This is a genomic window from Klebsiella sp. PL-2018, assembly GCF_019048985.1.
Classification (GTDB): domain Bacteria; phylum Pseudomonadota; class Gammaproteobacteria; order Enterobacterales; family Enterobacteriaceae; genus Klebsiella; species Klebsiella michiganensis.
In genome coordinates this window covers 5,094,153-5,109,864 of sequence record NZ_CP077673.1, presented here as the reverse complement: position 1 = coordinate 5,109,864, position 15,712 = coordinate 5,094,153, and the positions used below count along the sequence as shown (strand labels likewise).

Annotated in this window: 15 protein-coding genes and 1 pseudogene; 5 read left to right on the top strand and 11 right to left on the bottom strand. The window is 59.7% G+C overall.

The features are described 5' to 3' along the window. Positions 1 to 39: 39 nt before the first annotated feature. The 8 genes from MKleb_RS24060 to MKleb_RS24025 all read right to left on the bottom strand — a co-directional run bounded on the left by MKleb_RS24060 (position 40) and on the right by MKleb_RS24025 (position 6,745). A complete protein-coding gene (locus MKleb_RS24060) occupies positions 40 to 1,647 on the bottom strand; it encodes a purine-cytosine permease family protein (RefSeq protein ID WP_025105908.1) in 1,608 nt (535 codons plus the stop codon). Between the two features lie 151 nt (positions 1,648 to 1,798). Further along, the gene (gene ureG, locus MKleb_RS24055; protein WP_004105899.1) at positions 1,799 to 2,416 is read right to left on the bottom strand and encodes an urease accessory protein UreG; all 618 of its coding nucleotides are present in this window, start codon (positions 2,414 to 2,416) and stop codon (positions 1,799 to 1,801) included. An 8-nt stretch (positions 2,417 to 2,424) separates the two neighbouring features. After that, the gene (locus MKleb_RS24050) at positions 2,425 to 3,099 is read right to left on the bottom strand and encodes an urease accessory protein UreF (protein ID WP_014226895.1); all 675 of its coding nucleotides are present in this window, start codon (positions 3,097 to 3,099) and stop codon (positions 2,425 to 2,427) included. Further along, positions 3,100 to 3,573, bottom strand: a complete 474-nt coding sequence (gene ureE / locus MKleb_RS24045) for an urease accessory protein UreE (protein WP_014226894.1) — start codon at positions 3,571 to 3,573, stop codon at positions 3,100 to 3,102. 9 nt (positions 3,574 to 3,582) lie between these two features. Beyond that, positions 3,583 to 5,286, bottom strand: coding sequence for an urease subunit alpha (ureC, locus tag MKleb_RS24040; RefSeq protein ID WP_014839580.1), 1,704 nt, complete (start codon positions 5,284 to 5,286; stop codon positions 3,583 to 3,585). Further along, positions 5,279 to 5,599 (bottom strand): urease subunit beta, encoded by a 321-nt coding sequence (locus MKleb_RS24035; RefSeq protein WP_014226892.1) that lies wholly within the window; start codon positions 5,597 to 5,599, stop codon positions 5,279 to 5,281. Before MKleb_RS24035 ends, ureC begins: the two co-directional genes overlap by 8 nt. 9 nt (positions 5,600 to 5,608) lie before the next feature. After that, positions 5,609 to 5,911 (bottom strand): urease subunit gamma, encoded by a 303-nt coding sequence (locus MKleb_RS24030; RefSeq protein ID WP_025105909.1) that lies wholly within the window; start codon positions 5,909 to 5,911, stop codon positions 5,609 to 5,611. A gap of 9 nt (positions 5,912 to 5,920) precedes the next feature. Continuing rightward, positions 5,921 to 6,745 (bottom strand): urease accessory protein UreD, encoded by an 825-nt coding sequence (locus MKleb_RS24025; RefSeq protein WP_025105910.1) that lies wholly within the window; start codon positions 6,743 to 6,745, stop codon positions 5,921 to 5,923. On the opposite strand from MKleb_RS24025, the pseudogene MKleb_RS30010 reads away from it, so the two are divergent. After that, positions 6,735 to 6,818 (top strand): annotated as a pseudogene (locus MKleb_RS30010) (short-chain dehydrogenase); the annotation flags it as partial. The gene MKleb_RS24025 and the pseudogene MKleb_RS30010 overlap by 11 nt on opposite strands. 298 nt (positions 6,819 to 7,116) lie before the next feature. Here the strand turns inward: MKleb_RS30010 and plsY are convergent. Next, positions 7,117 to 7,737 carry a glycerol-3-phosphate 1-O-acyltransferase PlsY gene (gene plsY, locus MKleb_RS24020; RefSeq protein WP_004854283.1) on the bottom strand — a complete coding sequence of 207 codons (621 nt, stop codon included), beginning with the start codon at positions 7,735 to 7,737 and terminating at the stop codon, positions 7,117 to 7,119. A 221-nt stretch (positions 7,738 to 7,958) separates the two neighbouring features. Between plsY and folB the strand changes: the two genes are divergently transcribed. Beyond that, the gene (folB, locus tag MKleb_RS24015) at positions 7,959 to 8,342 is read left to right on the top strand and encodes a bifunctional dihydroneopterin aldolase/7,8-dihydroneopterin epimerase (RefSeq protein ID WP_025105911.1); all 384 of its coding nucleotides are present in this window, start codon (positions 7,959 to 7,961) and stop codon (positions 8,340 to 8,342) included. A gap of 203 nt (positions 8,343 to 8,545) precedes the next feature. Further along, complete coding sequence (gene bacA, locus MKleb_RS24010; protein ID WP_004854277.1) at positions 8,546 to 9,367, top strand: undecaprenyl-diphosphate phosphatase; 822 nt, start codon at positions 8,546 to 8,548, stop codon at positions 9,365 to 9,367. A 10-nt stretch (positions 9,368 to 9,377) separates the two neighbouring features. On the opposite strand, the gene MKleb_RS24005 is transcribed toward bacA, so the two are convergent. Both MKleb_RS24005 and MKleb_RS24000 read right to left on the bottom strand, forming a co-directional pair. Continuing rightward, on the bottom strand, positions 9,378 to 10,619 hold the full coding sequence (locus tag MKleb_RS24005) for a multifunctional CCA addition/repair protein (RefSeq protein ID WP_025105912.1): 1,242 nt from the start codon (positions 10,617 to 10,619) through the stop codon (positions 9,378 to 9,380). Positions 10,620 to 10,679: 60 nt separating this feature from the next. Then, complete coding sequence (locus MKleb_RS24000; RefSeq protein ID WP_014226886.1) at positions 10,680 to 11,300, bottom strand: TIGR04211 family SH3 domain-containing protein; 621 nt, start codon at positions 11,298 to 11,300, stop codon at positions 10,680 to 10,682. A 214-nt stretch (positions 11,301 to 11,514) separates the two neighbouring features. On the opposite strand from MKleb_RS24000, the gene MKleb_RS23995 reads away from it, so the two are divergent. Together MKleb_RS23995 and glnE are read left to right on the top strand one after the other, a co-directional pair. Beyond that, a complete protein-coding gene (locus MKleb_RS23995; RefSeq protein WP_014226885.1) occupies positions 11,515 to 12,813 on the top strand; it encodes a CYTH domain-containing protein in 1,299 nt (432 codons plus the stop codon). A 23-nt stretch (positions 12,814 to 12,836) separates the two neighbouring features. Continuing rightward, on the top strand, positions 12,837 to 15,671 hold the full coding sequence (gene glnE / locus MKleb_RS23990; RefSeq protein ID WP_217076301.1) for a bifunctional [glutamate--ammonia ligase]-adenylyl-L-tyrosine phosphorylase/[glutamate--ammonia-ligase] adenylyltransferase: 2,835 nt from the start codon (positions 12,837 to 12,839) through the stop codon (positions 15,669 to 15,671). The last annotated feature ends 41 nt before the right edge of the window (positions 15,672 to 15,712 follow it).

Here is a 15,712-nt window from a genome sequence, read left to right as displayed (position 1 = left end):
ATTTCACAGGCCGACGTCCTGTCGGCCTGCCTTCGCGACTTATTCCATACTCTTACACAGCGAGCAAATCGCCCCCTGGTGCTTGTGCGAATGCATCACGTCAGGACGTTCGTACTCTTCCCGGCAGCTCAGGCAGCGGTAAACGGTGATCGACGCGTTACCCTGCGCATCGTAGCGCGGCTCGGCGATACCATCATCGTGCTGTTTAATGTAATAGCGCCCGCGGGTGGCGATCCCCATGACCGGCGTCATCACGAAAGCCACCGCCAGCGCAATCAGCGGCGAGAACGGCGCCAGCGTTTCGCCCAGCAGGCCGAAGAAGGCGCTAATCGAAAGGCCTGCCGCGAGGGCAAAAGAGACCACGCCTACCGGGTTGACGTTGTAGATCATCCCGCGGCGATACTCCGGCTGCGCCGGCGCCAGCTTCAGCACCCCTTTGTTGACGGTGATGTCGGTGGCGACCACCACCACCCAGGCGATGGCAAAGTTAGAATAGAAGCCGAGGATCCACGCCAGAGCGCTAAACATGTCGCCTTCCATCAGGGCAAGGGCAATCGTCAGGTTGACGATGACGAAAATAATCCGCCCCGGATAACGTTTGGTGGTACGCGTCCAGGCGCTGGTCCACGCCAGCGAGCCGGAATAGGCGTTGGTGACGTTAATTTTAATCTGTGAGATAACCACCAGCACCACCGCGAGGGTGAGCGCCAGCCAGCCGGGGACCAGGTTATCGAAGACGCTGACGAACTGTTGCACCGGTTCGGTGTTGTGCACCGCCGGGAAGCGGGTCAGCAGATAGAAGCCGAGGAAAGCGCCGATAATCTGTTTAATCGCGCCTAATACGACCCAGCCCGGGCCGGCGGAGAACACCGCCAGCCACCAGCTTTTGCTGTTTTCCGCGGTCTTCGGCGGCATAAAGCGCAGATAGTCGATCTGCTCGCCAATCTGCATGATCAGCGACAGGCAGACCCCCGCGCCGAGCATAATGGCGGTTAAATCTACCGTTGAGGCGTTGTTTTTACCGGCGAAGTTCATAAAGCCGTCCACCAGATCCGGGTCTTTGGCGATAAGCCACGCCACCGGAACCACCATCAGGACCAGCCACAGCGGCGTCGTCCAGACCTGAAGGCGAGTCAGCGCCTTCATGCCGTAGACCACCAGCGGCAAGACCATCAGCGTGGCGATGAGGTAGCCCATCCACAGCGGGATCCCCAGGCCCACCAGCAGCCCCTGCGCCATGATCGAGCCTTCAAGCGCGAAGAAGATAAAGGTAAATCCGGCGAAGATAATGCTGGTGATCACCGAACCAAAGTAGCCGAAACCGGCGCTGCGGGTGATCAGGTCGAGGTCGATGTTATAGCGCGCGGCGGTAATCGCCAGCGGAATACCGGTAAGAAAAATAACCAGCGCCGCCAGCAGGATCGCGTAAATCGCATTGGTGGTGCCCCAGGCCATGCCGATGCTGGCGCCGATAGAAAAGTCAGCCAGATAGGCGATGCCGCCCAATGCGGTCACCGCGACAACCCCCGGTCCCCAGCGGCGAAAGCTCAGCGGAGCATAGCGAAGGGTATAATCTTCCAGCGTTTCTTTGGAGCCGGAGGCACTGGTTTGCGCAGGTAAATCAGTTTTTATATCCAGTGATGACATAGTCATTCCTTAATGGTTAGGCATGACTGGAATTAGCAAACCTTATGCCACATCGCAGGGCAGGCGCTATCAGGGCTTCATGAAGGGGATGGCTAAAGAGAGGGCAGGGTATGCACCATCCCGACACCTCTGCGCCGGGATGGTGCAGGGGTTACTTGCCGAGCATGCCTTTGTCTTCGATAAAGGCGATGATATTTTGCAGGCCGTCGCCGCTTTTCAGGTTGGTGAAGCTCCACGGGCGTTCGCCGCGCATGCGCAGGGTATCGCGCTCCATCACTTCCAGAGACGCGCCCACGTACGGTGCAAGATCGGTTTTGTTGATCACCAGGAAGTCGGATTTGGTGATCCCCGGTCCGCCTTTGCGCGGGATTTTTTCCCCTTCCGCCACGTCGATGACGTAGATGGTGAGATCCGCCAGCTCCGGGCTGAAGGTGGCGCTCAGGTTATCGCCGCCGCTTTCTACAAAGATGAGATCGAGATTGCCGAATTTCTCGCTCAGCGCTTCCACCGCGGCAAGGTTCATCGACGCATCTTCCCGAATAGCGGTATGCGGGCAGCCGCCGGTTTCGACGCCGACAATTCGTTCAGGCTCCAGGGCGCCAGCCTCGGTGAGAATGCGCTGATCTTCTTTGGTGTAGATATCGTTGGTCACCACCGCCAGCTGCCAGGTGTCGCGCATGGCTTTGCAGAGGGCTTCCAGCAGCGCGGTTTTTCCGGAGCCGACCGGGCCGCCGACGCCGACGCGCAGCGGTTGCTTAATCATGTTCATACCTTCTCCTAAGAACGGAATAATCGGGAATACTGGGTTTCGTGCCGGGCGGAAGCGATAGCCGCAAGCGGCGTCGCCGAACCGATGGCGTCGTCCGGGGTCGCCAGGGCGCTGTCCATGTCCGCCGCGTAGCGGTCGCACAGGCGAAGAATCAACTGCTGGGCCGCCTGCTGGCCAAAGGGCACCAGCTTGACGCCCGCCATCACCGCGCTTTCAATCCAGCTATAGCCAAGGCTCAGGGCCAGGTCAGGAATGGCGATTTGCCAGCGTACGCCGAGCCACGCCATGCCGGTTAGCTGACTTTGCTGGCACAGCTTGCGCCACTCGGGCGGGCAGTCCGGCTGCCAGTCGGCCAGCAGCCGGGTGAAGGCCGCGCCGCGGTTGCGCTCTTCATCGCGCAGCTCGCGGGTTTCCCGGCAGGCGAGCAGATAAGCGGTCCAGCGCCGGGCGCAGGCCAGATCGCCCGCTTCGCAGGCCCGGTAGAGGCGGGCAAACAGCGGCAGGTCGACGGTAAAAAAGCTCTGCTCCATTTGGCGCAGCTGCCAGCGCTCAAAGGCGGCGGTATCCGCTACCCAGCCTGCTTCCACCGCCCACTCCAGCCCCTGGGACCAGCTGTAGCCGCCAACCGGGAGGCTGCTGCTGGCAAGCTGCATCAAGCGCAGACGTTTTTCCGGCGTCGGCATTTAGTGGCTGTGCTCACGATCGTGATGGTGGTGGTGATGGCCGTGCGATTCGCTGGCGTAGGCGCCGGCTTCAGGTTCAAACGGCAGATGCGCGAAATCCACGGCCAGGCCAAACTGGCGCAGCATATCGTCCAGGACGTGATCGTGATGATAGCGCAGCTCGCCGGGCATAATCTGTAGCGGCACGTGGCGATTGCCAAGGTGATAGCAGGCCTTCGCCAGCATAAAAGGATCGGCGCAGCGTACGACCGAAACGGCTTCATCAGCGGCGATCACTTCAATGAATTCGCTACCGTTTTCGTTACTGAGAATGTCGCCGCCGCGCAGCAGCAGACCGCGCGGCAGCAGCAGGCCCGCCTGACGGCCATCGTTAAGCGTGACTTTAATGCGGCTTTTTACCCGCACGTCAATCGGTAGGGTAACGCTGGCCGTGGCCTGCGCCGGGGTCTCCACCCGTTGGGTCAAATAAAGCATTTGCGCTCCTTAAAACAGGAAATAACGTTGCGCCATCGGTAACACATCCGCCGGTTCGCTGGTTATCAGTTCGCCGTCGATGCGCACCTCGTAGGTTTGCGAATCCACGGTAATAGTGGGCAGCAGGCCGTTGTGGTGCATATCGCCTTTTTGTACCGTGCGGCAGCCTTTAACCACCGCCGTCGCGCTGTGCAGGTTCAGCCGTTCAGCGACGCCGTTTTCCGCCGCCGCCTGCGACAGAAAGGTCAAACGGCAGCGGTGGCGAGCGCTGCCCAGCGCGCCGAACATCGGGCGATAGTGCACCGGCTGCGGCGTCGGGATAGAGGCGTTGATGTCGCCCATCGGCGCCATCGCGATCATGCCGCCTTTGACGATCGTCGCCGGCTTCACGCCGAAGAACGCCGGGGACCACAGCACCAGATCCGCCAGTTTACCCACTTCAATCGAACCGACTTCATGGGCGATACCGTGGGTTAACGCCGGATTAATGGTGTACTTGGCGATATAGCGCTTCACGCGGAAGTTGTCGTTATCGCCGCTCTCTTCCGCCAGCGGGCCGCGCTGGACCTTCATCCGGTGCGCTACCTGCCAGGTGCGCAACACCACTTCGCCGACGCGGCCCATCGCCTGTGAATCAGACGAGGTAAGGGAGAAGGCGCCCAGATCGTGCAGGACGTCTTCCGCGGCAATGGTTTCCCGCCGAATGCGCGATTCGGCAAACGCCACGTCCTCGGCGATATCCGGGTCGAGATGATGGCAAACCATCAGCATATCCAGATGTTCGTCAATGGTGTTGACGGTATAGGGCAGCGTCGGGTTGGTTGACGAGGGCAGAATATTGGGGTGCGCGCAGGCGGTAATAATATCCGGCGCATGGCCGCCGCCCGCCCCTTCGGTATGGAAAGTATGGATAGTGCGCCCGCCGATGGCCGCCAGGGTATCCTCAACGAATCCGGACTCATTGAGGGTGTCGCTGTGCAGCGCGACCTGCACGTCCATTTCGTCGGCCACCGTCAGCGCGCAGTCGATTGCCGCCGGGGTCGCGCCCCAGTCTTCGTGAATCTTCAGGCCGATAACCCCGGCCGCGACCTGCTCACGCAGCGCATCCGGATTCGAACCATTGCCTTTACCCAGCAGGCCAATATTGACCGGCAGGCTGTCCGCGGCCTGCAGCATCCGCGAGATGTACCACGGCCCGGGCGTGCAGGTCGTGGCGTTGGTGCCCGCCGCCGGGCCGGTCCCGCCGCCGATCATGGTGGTGACGCCGGAGACCAGCGCCTCTTCCGCCTGCTGCGGACAGATCCAGTGAATATGCGTATCGACGCCGCCGGCGGTGACGATCTTGCCTTCCGCCGCAATAATTTCCGTGGCCGCGCCGATCGGGATCGTGACGTTGGGCTGAATATCCGGGTTGCCGGCTTTGCCGATCGCGAAGATCCGCCCGTCTTTGACGCCGATATCGGCTTTGACGATCCCCCAGTAATCGACGATCAGGGCATTGGTCAGCACCAGATCCACGCACCCGGCGGAAAGCATCTGTCCCTGGCCCATACCGTCGCGGATCACTTTGCCACCGCCGAATTTGACCTCTTCGCCGTAGGTGGTCAAATCATCTTCGACCTCGATCCACAGCTCGGTGTCCGCCAGGCGAACTTTATCGCCGGTGGTGGGGCCGAACATGTCGGCATAGGCCTGACGTGAAATGTCACTCATCGTTTGCCTCCAGCGCGCCCATAACGTCTCCGCGGAAACCGTACACCGCGCGGGTTCCGGCCAGCGCCACCAGCTCCACCTCGCGCTTTTGGCCAGGTTCGAAGCGCACTGCGGTGCCGGCGGCGATATTCAGGCGATAGCCGGTCGCCTGCTGGCGATCGAACTTCAGCGCCGGGTTGACCTCGGCGAAGTGGTAATGCGAGCCGACCTGAATCGGCCGGTCGCCGTGATTTTCAACGATAATGCAGCAGGTGGCGCGGCCGACGTTAATCGCTATCTGGCCGGGTTTTACCTGATATTCTCCTGGGATCATCGCGCTACCTCAGATTATCGGGTTATGGACGGTAACCAGCTTCGAGCCGTCCGGGAAGGTGGCTTCGACCTGGATATCGGGGATCATTTCCGGCACGCCTTCCATGACCTGGTCGCGGCTCAGGACGTGGCGTCCTTCTTCCATCAGCGCCGCGACGCTTCTGCCATCGCGCGCGCCCTCCATAATAAAGGCGCTAATCAGGGCCACGGATTCGGGATAATTGAGCTTCAGACCGCGGGCCAGGCGACGCTCCGCCACCAGCGCGGCGGTAAACAGCAACAGCTTGTCTTTTTCTCTGGGTGTCAGTTCCATAGCGTTCTCTTAAGTCAGCCAGATTCGGGGGAGTACCGGAGATTTGCCGGTCAGGTGCGGGCGCATAAATTGCCAGATATCGCGCATCGCCCGCTGGCAAAGCAGATTATCGTCACTTAGAAAGCGTACCGTCAGCAGGCCGTCGGTGAGCGTCGCGCCGGCGTAGTTTGCCAGCGGCGTAAGTTTTTCGCGTACGCCTTCGAGCAGCGTTTCGTTCGCCGGGTAGAACAGCATCGTTCCCACCCACGGCTGCTGCGCGACGCAGGCCAGCTGTCCATCGGCCAGGCTCAGGCGCTCAATCAGCAGCGGAGAGCCGCCGACCCACACCTCCAGGCGATTGGTGAGCGCGCCGTGGCTAAAGGCTTCGCCGATGACCGGCCGGCCAAGGCACAGCAGGTCCCACGCCAGCAGCGTGCTGGAGGCGGCGAGATGAAAGGCGGTAGACAAAGCGGCGTTGGCGCCGGGAAAGAAGATCGCGTCCTGCGGCAGCCACTCGAGCGTTGAGTTTTCGGCCAGCGTCAGGGTTTGCTGAAGATGCGCCTGCGCGCCGCTGCTGCGATAGAACTTGCTGGCGCCGGGCATGGTGATCAGCGTGTGGCACCCGGGATCCATCGTCGCGCTAATGGTGAGCTCATCGCCGCCGACGATACCGCCGGGCGGATGAAGCAGATAGAGGTGGCAGGTCTCTTCTTCGGGATAAAACGGGCGCTGAACGGTGAGGGGACCGACATGACGACGGGAGGCGAGCGTGGTTTTCCCGCCGAGAAATTGAAACTGGAGGTCCAGCGAGGCCTGCCAGCCTTTTTTATTCTGTGGTAACACGGTGCCGTGCAATGTCGCGCCCCTGCAAAATCAAGATAAAACAGCAGCGAAGAGTATTGATCGGGGGCCAATCATCCCGGTCATATGAAAAGCTTATGCCCATCATACTTCGAGCCGCAGCCGCGTTGGCTACGGGCTACTCGGCCCATCCATGGGCCTCGCCCTGGCGGACCGTCGCAAGCGACGTTCAAATCTGCTCCCGGCAGATTTGTCGTTCGCCCGAATCACTTACTGGAGTAAGCTCATCGGGACTCACTCACTTGCCGCCTTGCCGCAACTCGAATTATTTAGGGCATAGAATTGTCATGCTTCGAGCCGCAGCCGCGTTGGTTTACTTTAATCACCTGGGGCTTACTTGCCGCGAAGTTGCGGCGCAGCAACGTTTATTTCTGCTCCGGCGTTTTTTTCTTCTTTTTGAGCCGGGTCCAGATGCGGGTTTCCTGACGACGCCACAGACGCTGTATGTTGTCGTGATGGCGCAGCAGAATCAGGCATGACAGCATCGAAACCGGGAAAGTGTACTGCGGTTTGAACCACCAGACATAGAACGGCGCAATCAGCGCGCTCACGATAGCCCCCAGCGAGGAGTAGCCGCTGAGCAGAATCGTCAGCAGCCAGGTTCCGGCCATCACGCCGGTGAGATCCCAGCCGATAGGAGCAATGGCGCCGAAAGCGGTGGCCACGCCTTTACCGCCGCGAAAGTTAAAAAATACCGGCCAGATATGGCCCACGCAGGCGGCGATCGCCACCAGGCCGAGCCAGAACGGCGTCAGGCCTAATGCCCACGCGCCCCAGACCGGCAGCATGCCTTTCAGTACGTCAAAAATAAGCACCGCTACGGCTGCGCCCTTGCCGCCAATTCGCAGGACGTTCGTCGCCCCTGGATTGCCGGAGCCGCTGTCGCGAGGGTCGGGAAGGCCAGCGAGGCGGCAAACGAGAATGGCGCTGGAGATTGAGCCGCAGAGGTAGGCGAGGATAACCAGTCCAGGCGCGATTGCACTCATCAGCTGTTCCATTTTGAAAGTGTCGTTTTATCCCCTGCGCACTGCGCGTTGTCCGCGCATTGGCTCGCCGGGACCCATAGCGACGCTATGCTCCTGGAGCCTTGCCGCGTCGCTGTCTTCCTGCAACGCAAATTATTTAGGGGATGTCTTTGCATCTGTGGATAATACGCATAATTGGCCGGAAGTGGTATCCGGTTTAGCCAAAAAGCAGGCAGGTCGTGATGGATATTGTATTTATAGAGCAACTTTCGGTAATCACCACAATTGGTGTTTACGACTGGGAACAGACCATCGAACAGAAGCTGGTGTTCGATATCGAAATGGCGTGGGATAACCGCAAAGCGGCGGCCAGCGATGATGTCAGCGATTGTCTCAGCTATGCTGATATCAGCGAGCTGGTAATCAGCCACGTCGAAGGCGGGCGTTTTGCGCTGGTGGAACGCGTGGCGGAAGAAATTGCCGACCTGCTGCTGGAAAATTTTCAATCTCCATGGGTACGTATTAAAGTCAGCAAACCTGGGGCGGTAGCCCGGGCGGCTAACGTCGGCGTCATTATTGAACGTGGCCTTAATCTGAAACAAAACTTTTCAGGTCATACTCGTTAAACAAATTGCGTTTATACCGGTCATAGAATCCGGCCATCAGGCTATTTTCTTTGCCGTTTTGCCCTGTGACAGCGCTCGAAATCCTTGCGTACAACCTGTACGCTCACTTTTCTGCGCGCTGTCTGTGGCCAAATAAGCACGCCTGATAGCTCGGTTCTTCGTTCCTGGTTTTTTTCATTTTACTTTTTAAAGGGTTTAATTGGATGAGCGATATACACTCGCTGCTGATAGCGGCAATATTGGGTGTGGTTGAGGGTTTGACAGAATTTTTACCTGTCTCCAGTACTGGTCATATGATTATTGTCGGTCATCTACTGGGTTTTGAAGGCGATACCGCGAATACGTTTGAAGTCGTCATTCAGCTTGGTTCCATTCTGGCCGTTGTGGTGATGTTCTGGCGCCGCCTGTTTGGTCTTATCGGCATTCATTTTGGCAAAAAGCCCGAGCATGAAGGCCAGGGCAGCGGTCGCCTGTCGCTTATCCATATTCTTTTGGGGATGATCCCGGCGGTGGTGCTGGGGCTGATTTTCCACGATACCATCAAGTCGCTGTTTAACCCGATAAACGTGATGTATGCGCTGATTGTGGGCGGCGTGCTGCTGATCGCGGCGGAAGTGCTGAAGCCGAAACAGCCGCGCGCGGTGGGCATTGATGATATGACCTATCGTCAGGCGTTCGTCATCGGCTGCTTCCAGTGTCTGGCGCTGTGGCCGGGCTTCTCGCGTTCCGGGGCGACGATTTCCGGCGGGATGCTGATGGGCGTCAGCCGCTATGCTGCCTCTGAGTTCTCGTTCCTGCTGGCTGTGCCGATGATGATGGGCGCAACCGTACTGGATATGTACAAGAGCATTGGCTTCCTGAACGCCGGCGATATTCCGATGTTTGCCGTCGGTTTTATCACGGCGTTTATCGTCGCGCTGATTGCGATTAAAACCTTCCTGCAGCTGATTAAACGTATTTCGTTTATCCCGTTCGCCATCTACCGTTTTATCGTTGCGGCAGCGGTCTACGTGGTCTTCTTCTAAGCGCCCGCCCTCAGTCCCGCGGCTGAGGGCAACGCTTTTCTTTCCAGCGGGCGACGGCCTGAATCCGCCGACGCGTCAGCTCTTCACGAATTTCAACGCCCTGAAAACCTTCCGCCACCACCTCTTTAGTTGAAACCGACCGGGCAACGTCCCAGGCTTCCAGCAGCAGGCGACCCTGCGGATAATCGCAGGCTTCAAAGCCGGTGCGCCCGCGCACGTCGGCCTCGCTGGTTAACGCGATTTGCCTGACACGATGCGGCTTGCGCCAGGCGTCGATATTATCGAACAGCTTGACCAGCGTTTTCGGCTGCAGGATGGGCAGCGTATGAATCAGATCGTGAAATTCGGCGACCAGTTTTGCCAGGTCGCGCAGCTCGTTTGGCACCCGCAAACGGGCGCAGAGCTGCTCGACCAGCTTAACGCCAGCCGGACCGTGACCATGATGGCGTGGCCAGAGCGCTTTCGGCGTCAGCCCTTTCCCGAGGTCGTGGCATAGGGTGGCAAAACGGACATCCACTTCGGACGAGAGCATCGCCGCCATGGTGACGGTCATCAACGTGTGCAGGCCAGTGTCGATTTCCGGGTGCCATTTAGCCGGAGCCGGTACGCCATAAAGAGCGTCGACTTCCGGGAACAGCACCTTGAGCGCGCGGCAGTCGCGTAATGTCTGGAAGAAGACCTGCGGATTGCGGGTAGATAGGGCGCTTTCCGTCTCTTTCCACACCCGCTCGGGCGTGAGGTGCGCCAGCTCGCCAGCATCGGCCATCGCCCGCATCAGCGCCATGGTTTCATCGGCGATACGGAACCCCAGATGCGCGTAGCGGGCGGCAAAACGCGCCACGCGCAGGACGCGTAGCGGGTCCTCGCTAAAGGCGGGCGAGACGTGGCGCAGCAGGCGCTGGCGTAAATCAGCCTGGCCGCCGTAGGGATCGATAATCTGGCCGTCGGCGTCCTGGGCCAGCGCGTTGATCGTCAGATCGCGGCGCAGCAGGTCTTGCTCAAGGGTGACGTCAGCGGCGGCATAGCAGGTAAAGCCGGTGTAGCCGGAGCCGGACTTGCGCTCGGTGCGCGCCAGCGCATACTCTTCGCGGCTTTGCGGATGCAGGAACACGGGAAAATCACGGCCTACCTGCTGGTAGCCCGCGTCGAGAAGTTGCTGAGGCGTGGCGCCAACCACGACCCAATCTTTGTCTTTAACCGGTAGCCTTAATAACGCATCTCGTACTGCACCACCGACCAGATAAACCTTCACGCCTCACTCTCCCGTCTTTATTTTCTTACGATGATACGTAAGTCTGGCAGAGAAGACGAATTAGTTCATCCAGCGGTCTTTGCGTTTGCGGCTCGGTACCAGGTGCGGCAACACCAGTCCGAGGATCAGGCCGACGCCCAGCACGCCGCCGCCGTACATAAACCACTGCATGATAATGGTGCGCTGTTTGTCATCAAGCTGCAGATTTGCGGCGTTTACCTTTTTCTGCGCGACAACCAGCTCATTTTTCAGCTTTTGGTTCTCTTCTTTCAGACCGTTTATCACGGCGTCGCTACCGGCGACTTTCTTCTGCATGTCCGCCGTGCGCTGATTCCAGGTGGTGTCAATGTTGTTGAGTTTGTCGGTCAGGGTTTTGACCTGGTTTTCCAGATCCGGCACGCGGGTGCGCAGGCTGGGCTCGTTGCTCAGCTCTTTCAAGGGGATCCAGGCGGTACGGCCGCTGTTGTCGCGTACCTGAGCGTAGTTCGTGCTGTCGTTGGTTTGCAGCACCGCGACTTCTTCACCGGCGTTGATGGTGCCCACGAGACGATAGTTATCGCCCGGACCGCTGCGCACCCAGGTATTCAGTTCATCTGAAACGTAACGTTTTTCTTCCGCGTGAACCGCCGTGGCGGCGCTCAGCGCCAGCAAAGTCAATGTAATAAGGCGTAATTTTGGCATCAGGTCATCGTTTGGTCATAAAAAGTTGAACGATAGTAGTGGCATCGCCGAAGCGACGCAAAGTTTTCCGCCACAATCGGAATCATCCAGGAGGTGGCCCGGCAAAATGCGCATTGCATGGCGATTCGCCGCAAAATACTATTTACTGACAAGAAATATCGTTGTTAGTTCGCCGCAATTTCCCGGCACAGCATATAAGCGGAAGAATTCAGTCATGGCTCAAGAAATCGAATTAAAGTTTATCGTCGCTCAGGATGGCGTTGACGCGCTGCGTCAGCACCTCAACGCGCTGGAGGCAAAGCATACGCCAGCGGGTCAATTGCTGAATATTTACTATGAAACGGCGGATAACTGGCTGCGCCGCCACGACATGGGGCTGCGCATTCGCGGCGACCAGGGGCGCTATGAAATGACGCTGAAAATTGCCGGGCGCGTCGTCGGCGGCCTGCATCAGCGTCCGGAATACAACATTCCTCTGGACACCCCGGAGCTGGCGCTGGAGAAACTGCCGGCTGAGGTCTGGCCGCAGGGGGAACTGCCGGCGGCGCTCGCACAGAACGTACAGCCGCTTTTCAGCACCGATTTTGAGCGTGAAAGATGGGTGGTCAAAGAAGGCGACAGCGAAATTGAAATCGCGCTTGACCGCGGCGAAGTTAAAGCCGGCGAGCATCAGGAACCGATTTGTGAACTGGAGCTGGAACTGCTGTCCGGTACTACCCAGGACATTCTGACCCTTGCCCGTCGCCTGCTGGATACCGGCGTACTGCGTCAGGGCAGCCTGAGCAAGGCGGCGCGCGGTTATCATCTGGCGCAGGGCAATGAAGAACGTCCGCTGACCGCGTTAACGATCCTTCGCGTCGCGCCGAAGGCCAGCGTCGAGCAGGGTCTGGAAGCGGCGCTGGAAAGCGCGCTGGCGCACTGGCTGTATCATGATGAACTCCTCAATCGCGGCAATGCAAAAGCGAAAGCGGAGATTTTGCACGCTATCGCCCGCGTGCGGCACGCGCTGGTGCTGTTTGGCGGTATTGTCCCGCGCAAGGCCACCACGCTGCTGCGTGAGCGTCTGAGCGAAGCTGAGGCGGCGCTGGCGGAGGCCGAAACCGCCCAGGCGGCGCTTTTCAGCGTGGCGACCGTCAGAGCCAAGCTGACGCTGACCGATCTGCTGATAAACCGCGGCTGGCGTCCCTTCCTGAACGCAGCCGGAGAGCAGAAAATTGCCGGTTCGTTTAAACGCTTCGCGGATATTCAGCTCTCCAGAGCGGCGGCGGAGCTGAAAAACGCCTTCCGCCAGCCGTCCGCTGACGGTTATGTCGATCAGCTTCCGCGCCTGACCCGTGAAATTGACACCGTTCAGCTGCTATCCGGCGCTTATATCGACGCTGCTGCGCCGTGGCTGGAAAACTGGCAAGAAACCCGCCGGGCGATTGCGCATAACGACAGCAGCGTTATCGAATATTTTCGTCGCCAGGCGCTGGCCGCGGAGCCGTTCTGGCTGCATAGTGGAAAACGATAATTTCAGGCCAGGGAGCCCCTAAGATGCCGCTTTCTTCGCAATTACAGCAGCACTGGCAGACGGTCGCAGGCCGGCTACCAGCGGATTTTCCCGTATCGACGTTGAGCGATCGGGCGCAATCGGTCATGGCCTTTAGCGATTTCGTCGAACAGAGTCTGATCGCGCAGCCGCAGTGGCTGGCGGAGCTTGAAAGTGCGCCCCCCGAGGCGCAGGAGTGGCATCACTATGCCGACTGGCTGCAGGTTCGCCTGGCCGAGGTCAATGATGAAGCCGCGCTGATGCGCGAGCTGCGCCAGTTTCGCCGTCGGATCATGGTGCGTATCGCCTGGGCCCAGGCGCTATCGCTGGTCAGCGAAGAGAGCAGCCTGCAGCAGCTAAGCGCGCTGGCGGAGACCTTAATCGTCGCCGCGCGCGACTGGCTATACGCCGCCTGCTGCCGTGAATGGGGCACTCCGTGTAATGCTGAAGGTACGCCGCAGCCGCTGCTGATCCTCGGGATGGGCAAGCTCGGCGGCGGCGAGCTGAATTTCTCCTCCGACATCGATCTGATTTTCGCCTGGCCGGAGCATGGCGCCACGCGCGGCGGCCGTCGCGAGCTGGACAACGCCCAGTTTTTTACCCGCCTCGGGCAGCGCCTGATTAAGGTGCTGGATCAGCCCACCCAGGATGGCTTTGTCTACCGCGTGGATATGCGCCTGCGCCCGTTTGGCGACAGCGGCCCGCTGGTGCTGAGCTTTGCCGCGCTGGAAGATTATTACCAGGAGCAGGGGCGCGACTGGGAGCGCTACGCGATGGTGAAAGCGCGAATCATGGGCGATAACGATGGCGTTTACGCCAGCGAGCTGCGCGCCATGCTGCGGCCGTTTGTCTTCCGCCGCTATATTGATTTCAGCGTGATTCAGTCTCTGCGTAACATGAAGGGAATGATCGCCCGTGAGGTGCGCCGTCGGGGACTGAAGGACAATATCAAGCTCGGCGCGGGCGGCATCCGCGAAGTGGAGTTTATCGTCCAGGTCTTCCAGCTGATTCGCGGCGGACGCGAACCGATGCTGCAACAGCGGGCTTTGCTGCCGACGCTGGCCGCCATCGAAGAGCTGCACCTGCTGCCGGAAGGGGATGCGCAGAGGCTGCGCGAAGCCTATCTGTTTTTGCGTCGCCTGGAAAACCTGCTGCAAAGCATCAACGACGAGCAGACGCAAACCCTGCCGCAGGATGAACTTAATCGCGCCCGGCTGGCCTGGGGGATGGGGGCTGCCGGCTGGGATACGCTCAGCGCGCGGCTGGCGGAGCAGATGGCCAACGTGCGGCGCGTGTTTAATGAATTGATCGGCGACGATGAAACCCAGTCGCCGGATGAACAGCTTGAAGAGTACTGGCGCGAACTGTGGCAGGACGCGCTGCAGGAGGATGATACCAGCCCGGCGCTGGCGCATCTCGCCGACAGCGATCGCCGCAGCGTGCTGGCGCTGATCGCCGATTTTCGTAAAGAGCTGGACCGGCGCACGATTGGCCCGCGCGGCCGTCAGGTGCTCGACCAGCTCATGCCGCATCTGCTCAGCGAAATCTGCTCGCGCGCGGATGCCCCGGTGCCGCTGGCGCGCATTACGCCGCTGCTCACCGGGATTGTCACCCGCACAACCTATCTGGAGCTGCTGAGCGAATTCCCCGGCGCGTTAAAGCACCTGATTAGCCTGTGCGCGGCGTCGCCGATGGTCGCCAGCCAGCTGGCTCGCCATCCGCTGCTGCTGGACGAGCTGCTGGATCCGAATACGCTTTATCAACCGACGGCCACCGATGCCTATCGCGACGAGCTTCGGCAGTATCTGCTGCGCGTACCGGAAGATGATGAAGAGCAGCAGCTGGAGGCGCTGCGCCAGTTTAAGCAGGCGCAGCTGCTGCATATCGCCGCGGCCGATATCGCCGGAACCCTGCCGGTGATGAAAGTGAGCGATCACTTAACCTGGCTGGCGGAGGCGATGATTGACGCGGTGGTCCAGCAGGCCTGGCTGCAGATGGTGGCCCGCTACGGGCAGCCGACGCACCTGCACGATCGCCAGGGGCGCGGTTTTGCGGTGGTTGGCTACGGTAAGCTGGGGGGCTGGGAGCTGGGCTACAGTTCCGATCTCGATCTGGTGTTCCTCCACGATTGTCCGATGGAGGTGATGACCGACGGCGAGCGCGAAATCGACGGTCGTCAGTTTTATCTGCGGCTGGCGCAGCGCATCATGCATCTTTTCAGCACTCGCACCTCGTCGGGCATTCTGTACGAAGTGGACGCTCGCTTACGTCCTTCTGGCGCGGCGGGCATGCTGGTGACCACCGCCGATGCCTTTGCTGATTATCAACAAAATGAGGCATGGACCTGGGAGCATCAGGCGCTGGTTCGCGCCCGCGTAGTGTATGGCGATCCTGAGCTACAGGCGCGCTTTGACGCCATTCGTCGGGATATTCTTACTACCCCGCGAGAAGGCGAAAAACTGCAGACCGAAGTGCGGGAAATGCGCGAAAAAATGCGCGCTCACCTGGGGAATAAGCATCACGATCGCTTTGATATTAAAGCCGATGCCGGGGGTATCACGGATATTGAATTTATTACCCAGTATCTGGTCCTACGCTATGCCAGTGATAAACCGAAGCTCACGCGCTGGTCCGATAACGTCCGTATTCTGGAACTGCTGGCGCAGAACGACATTATGGACGAAGCAGAGGCGAGGGCGTTAACTCACGCTTACACCACGCTGCGCGATGCGCTCCATCACCTGGCGCTGCAGGAGCAGCCGGGGAACGTGGCGCCAGAAGCGTTTAGCCAGGAGCGTGAACAGGTCAGCGCCAGCTGGCAGAAGTGGTTGATGGCTTAACTAAAAAACCGGGTGTGCTATTATCGCGCGCAAAGTTTGCG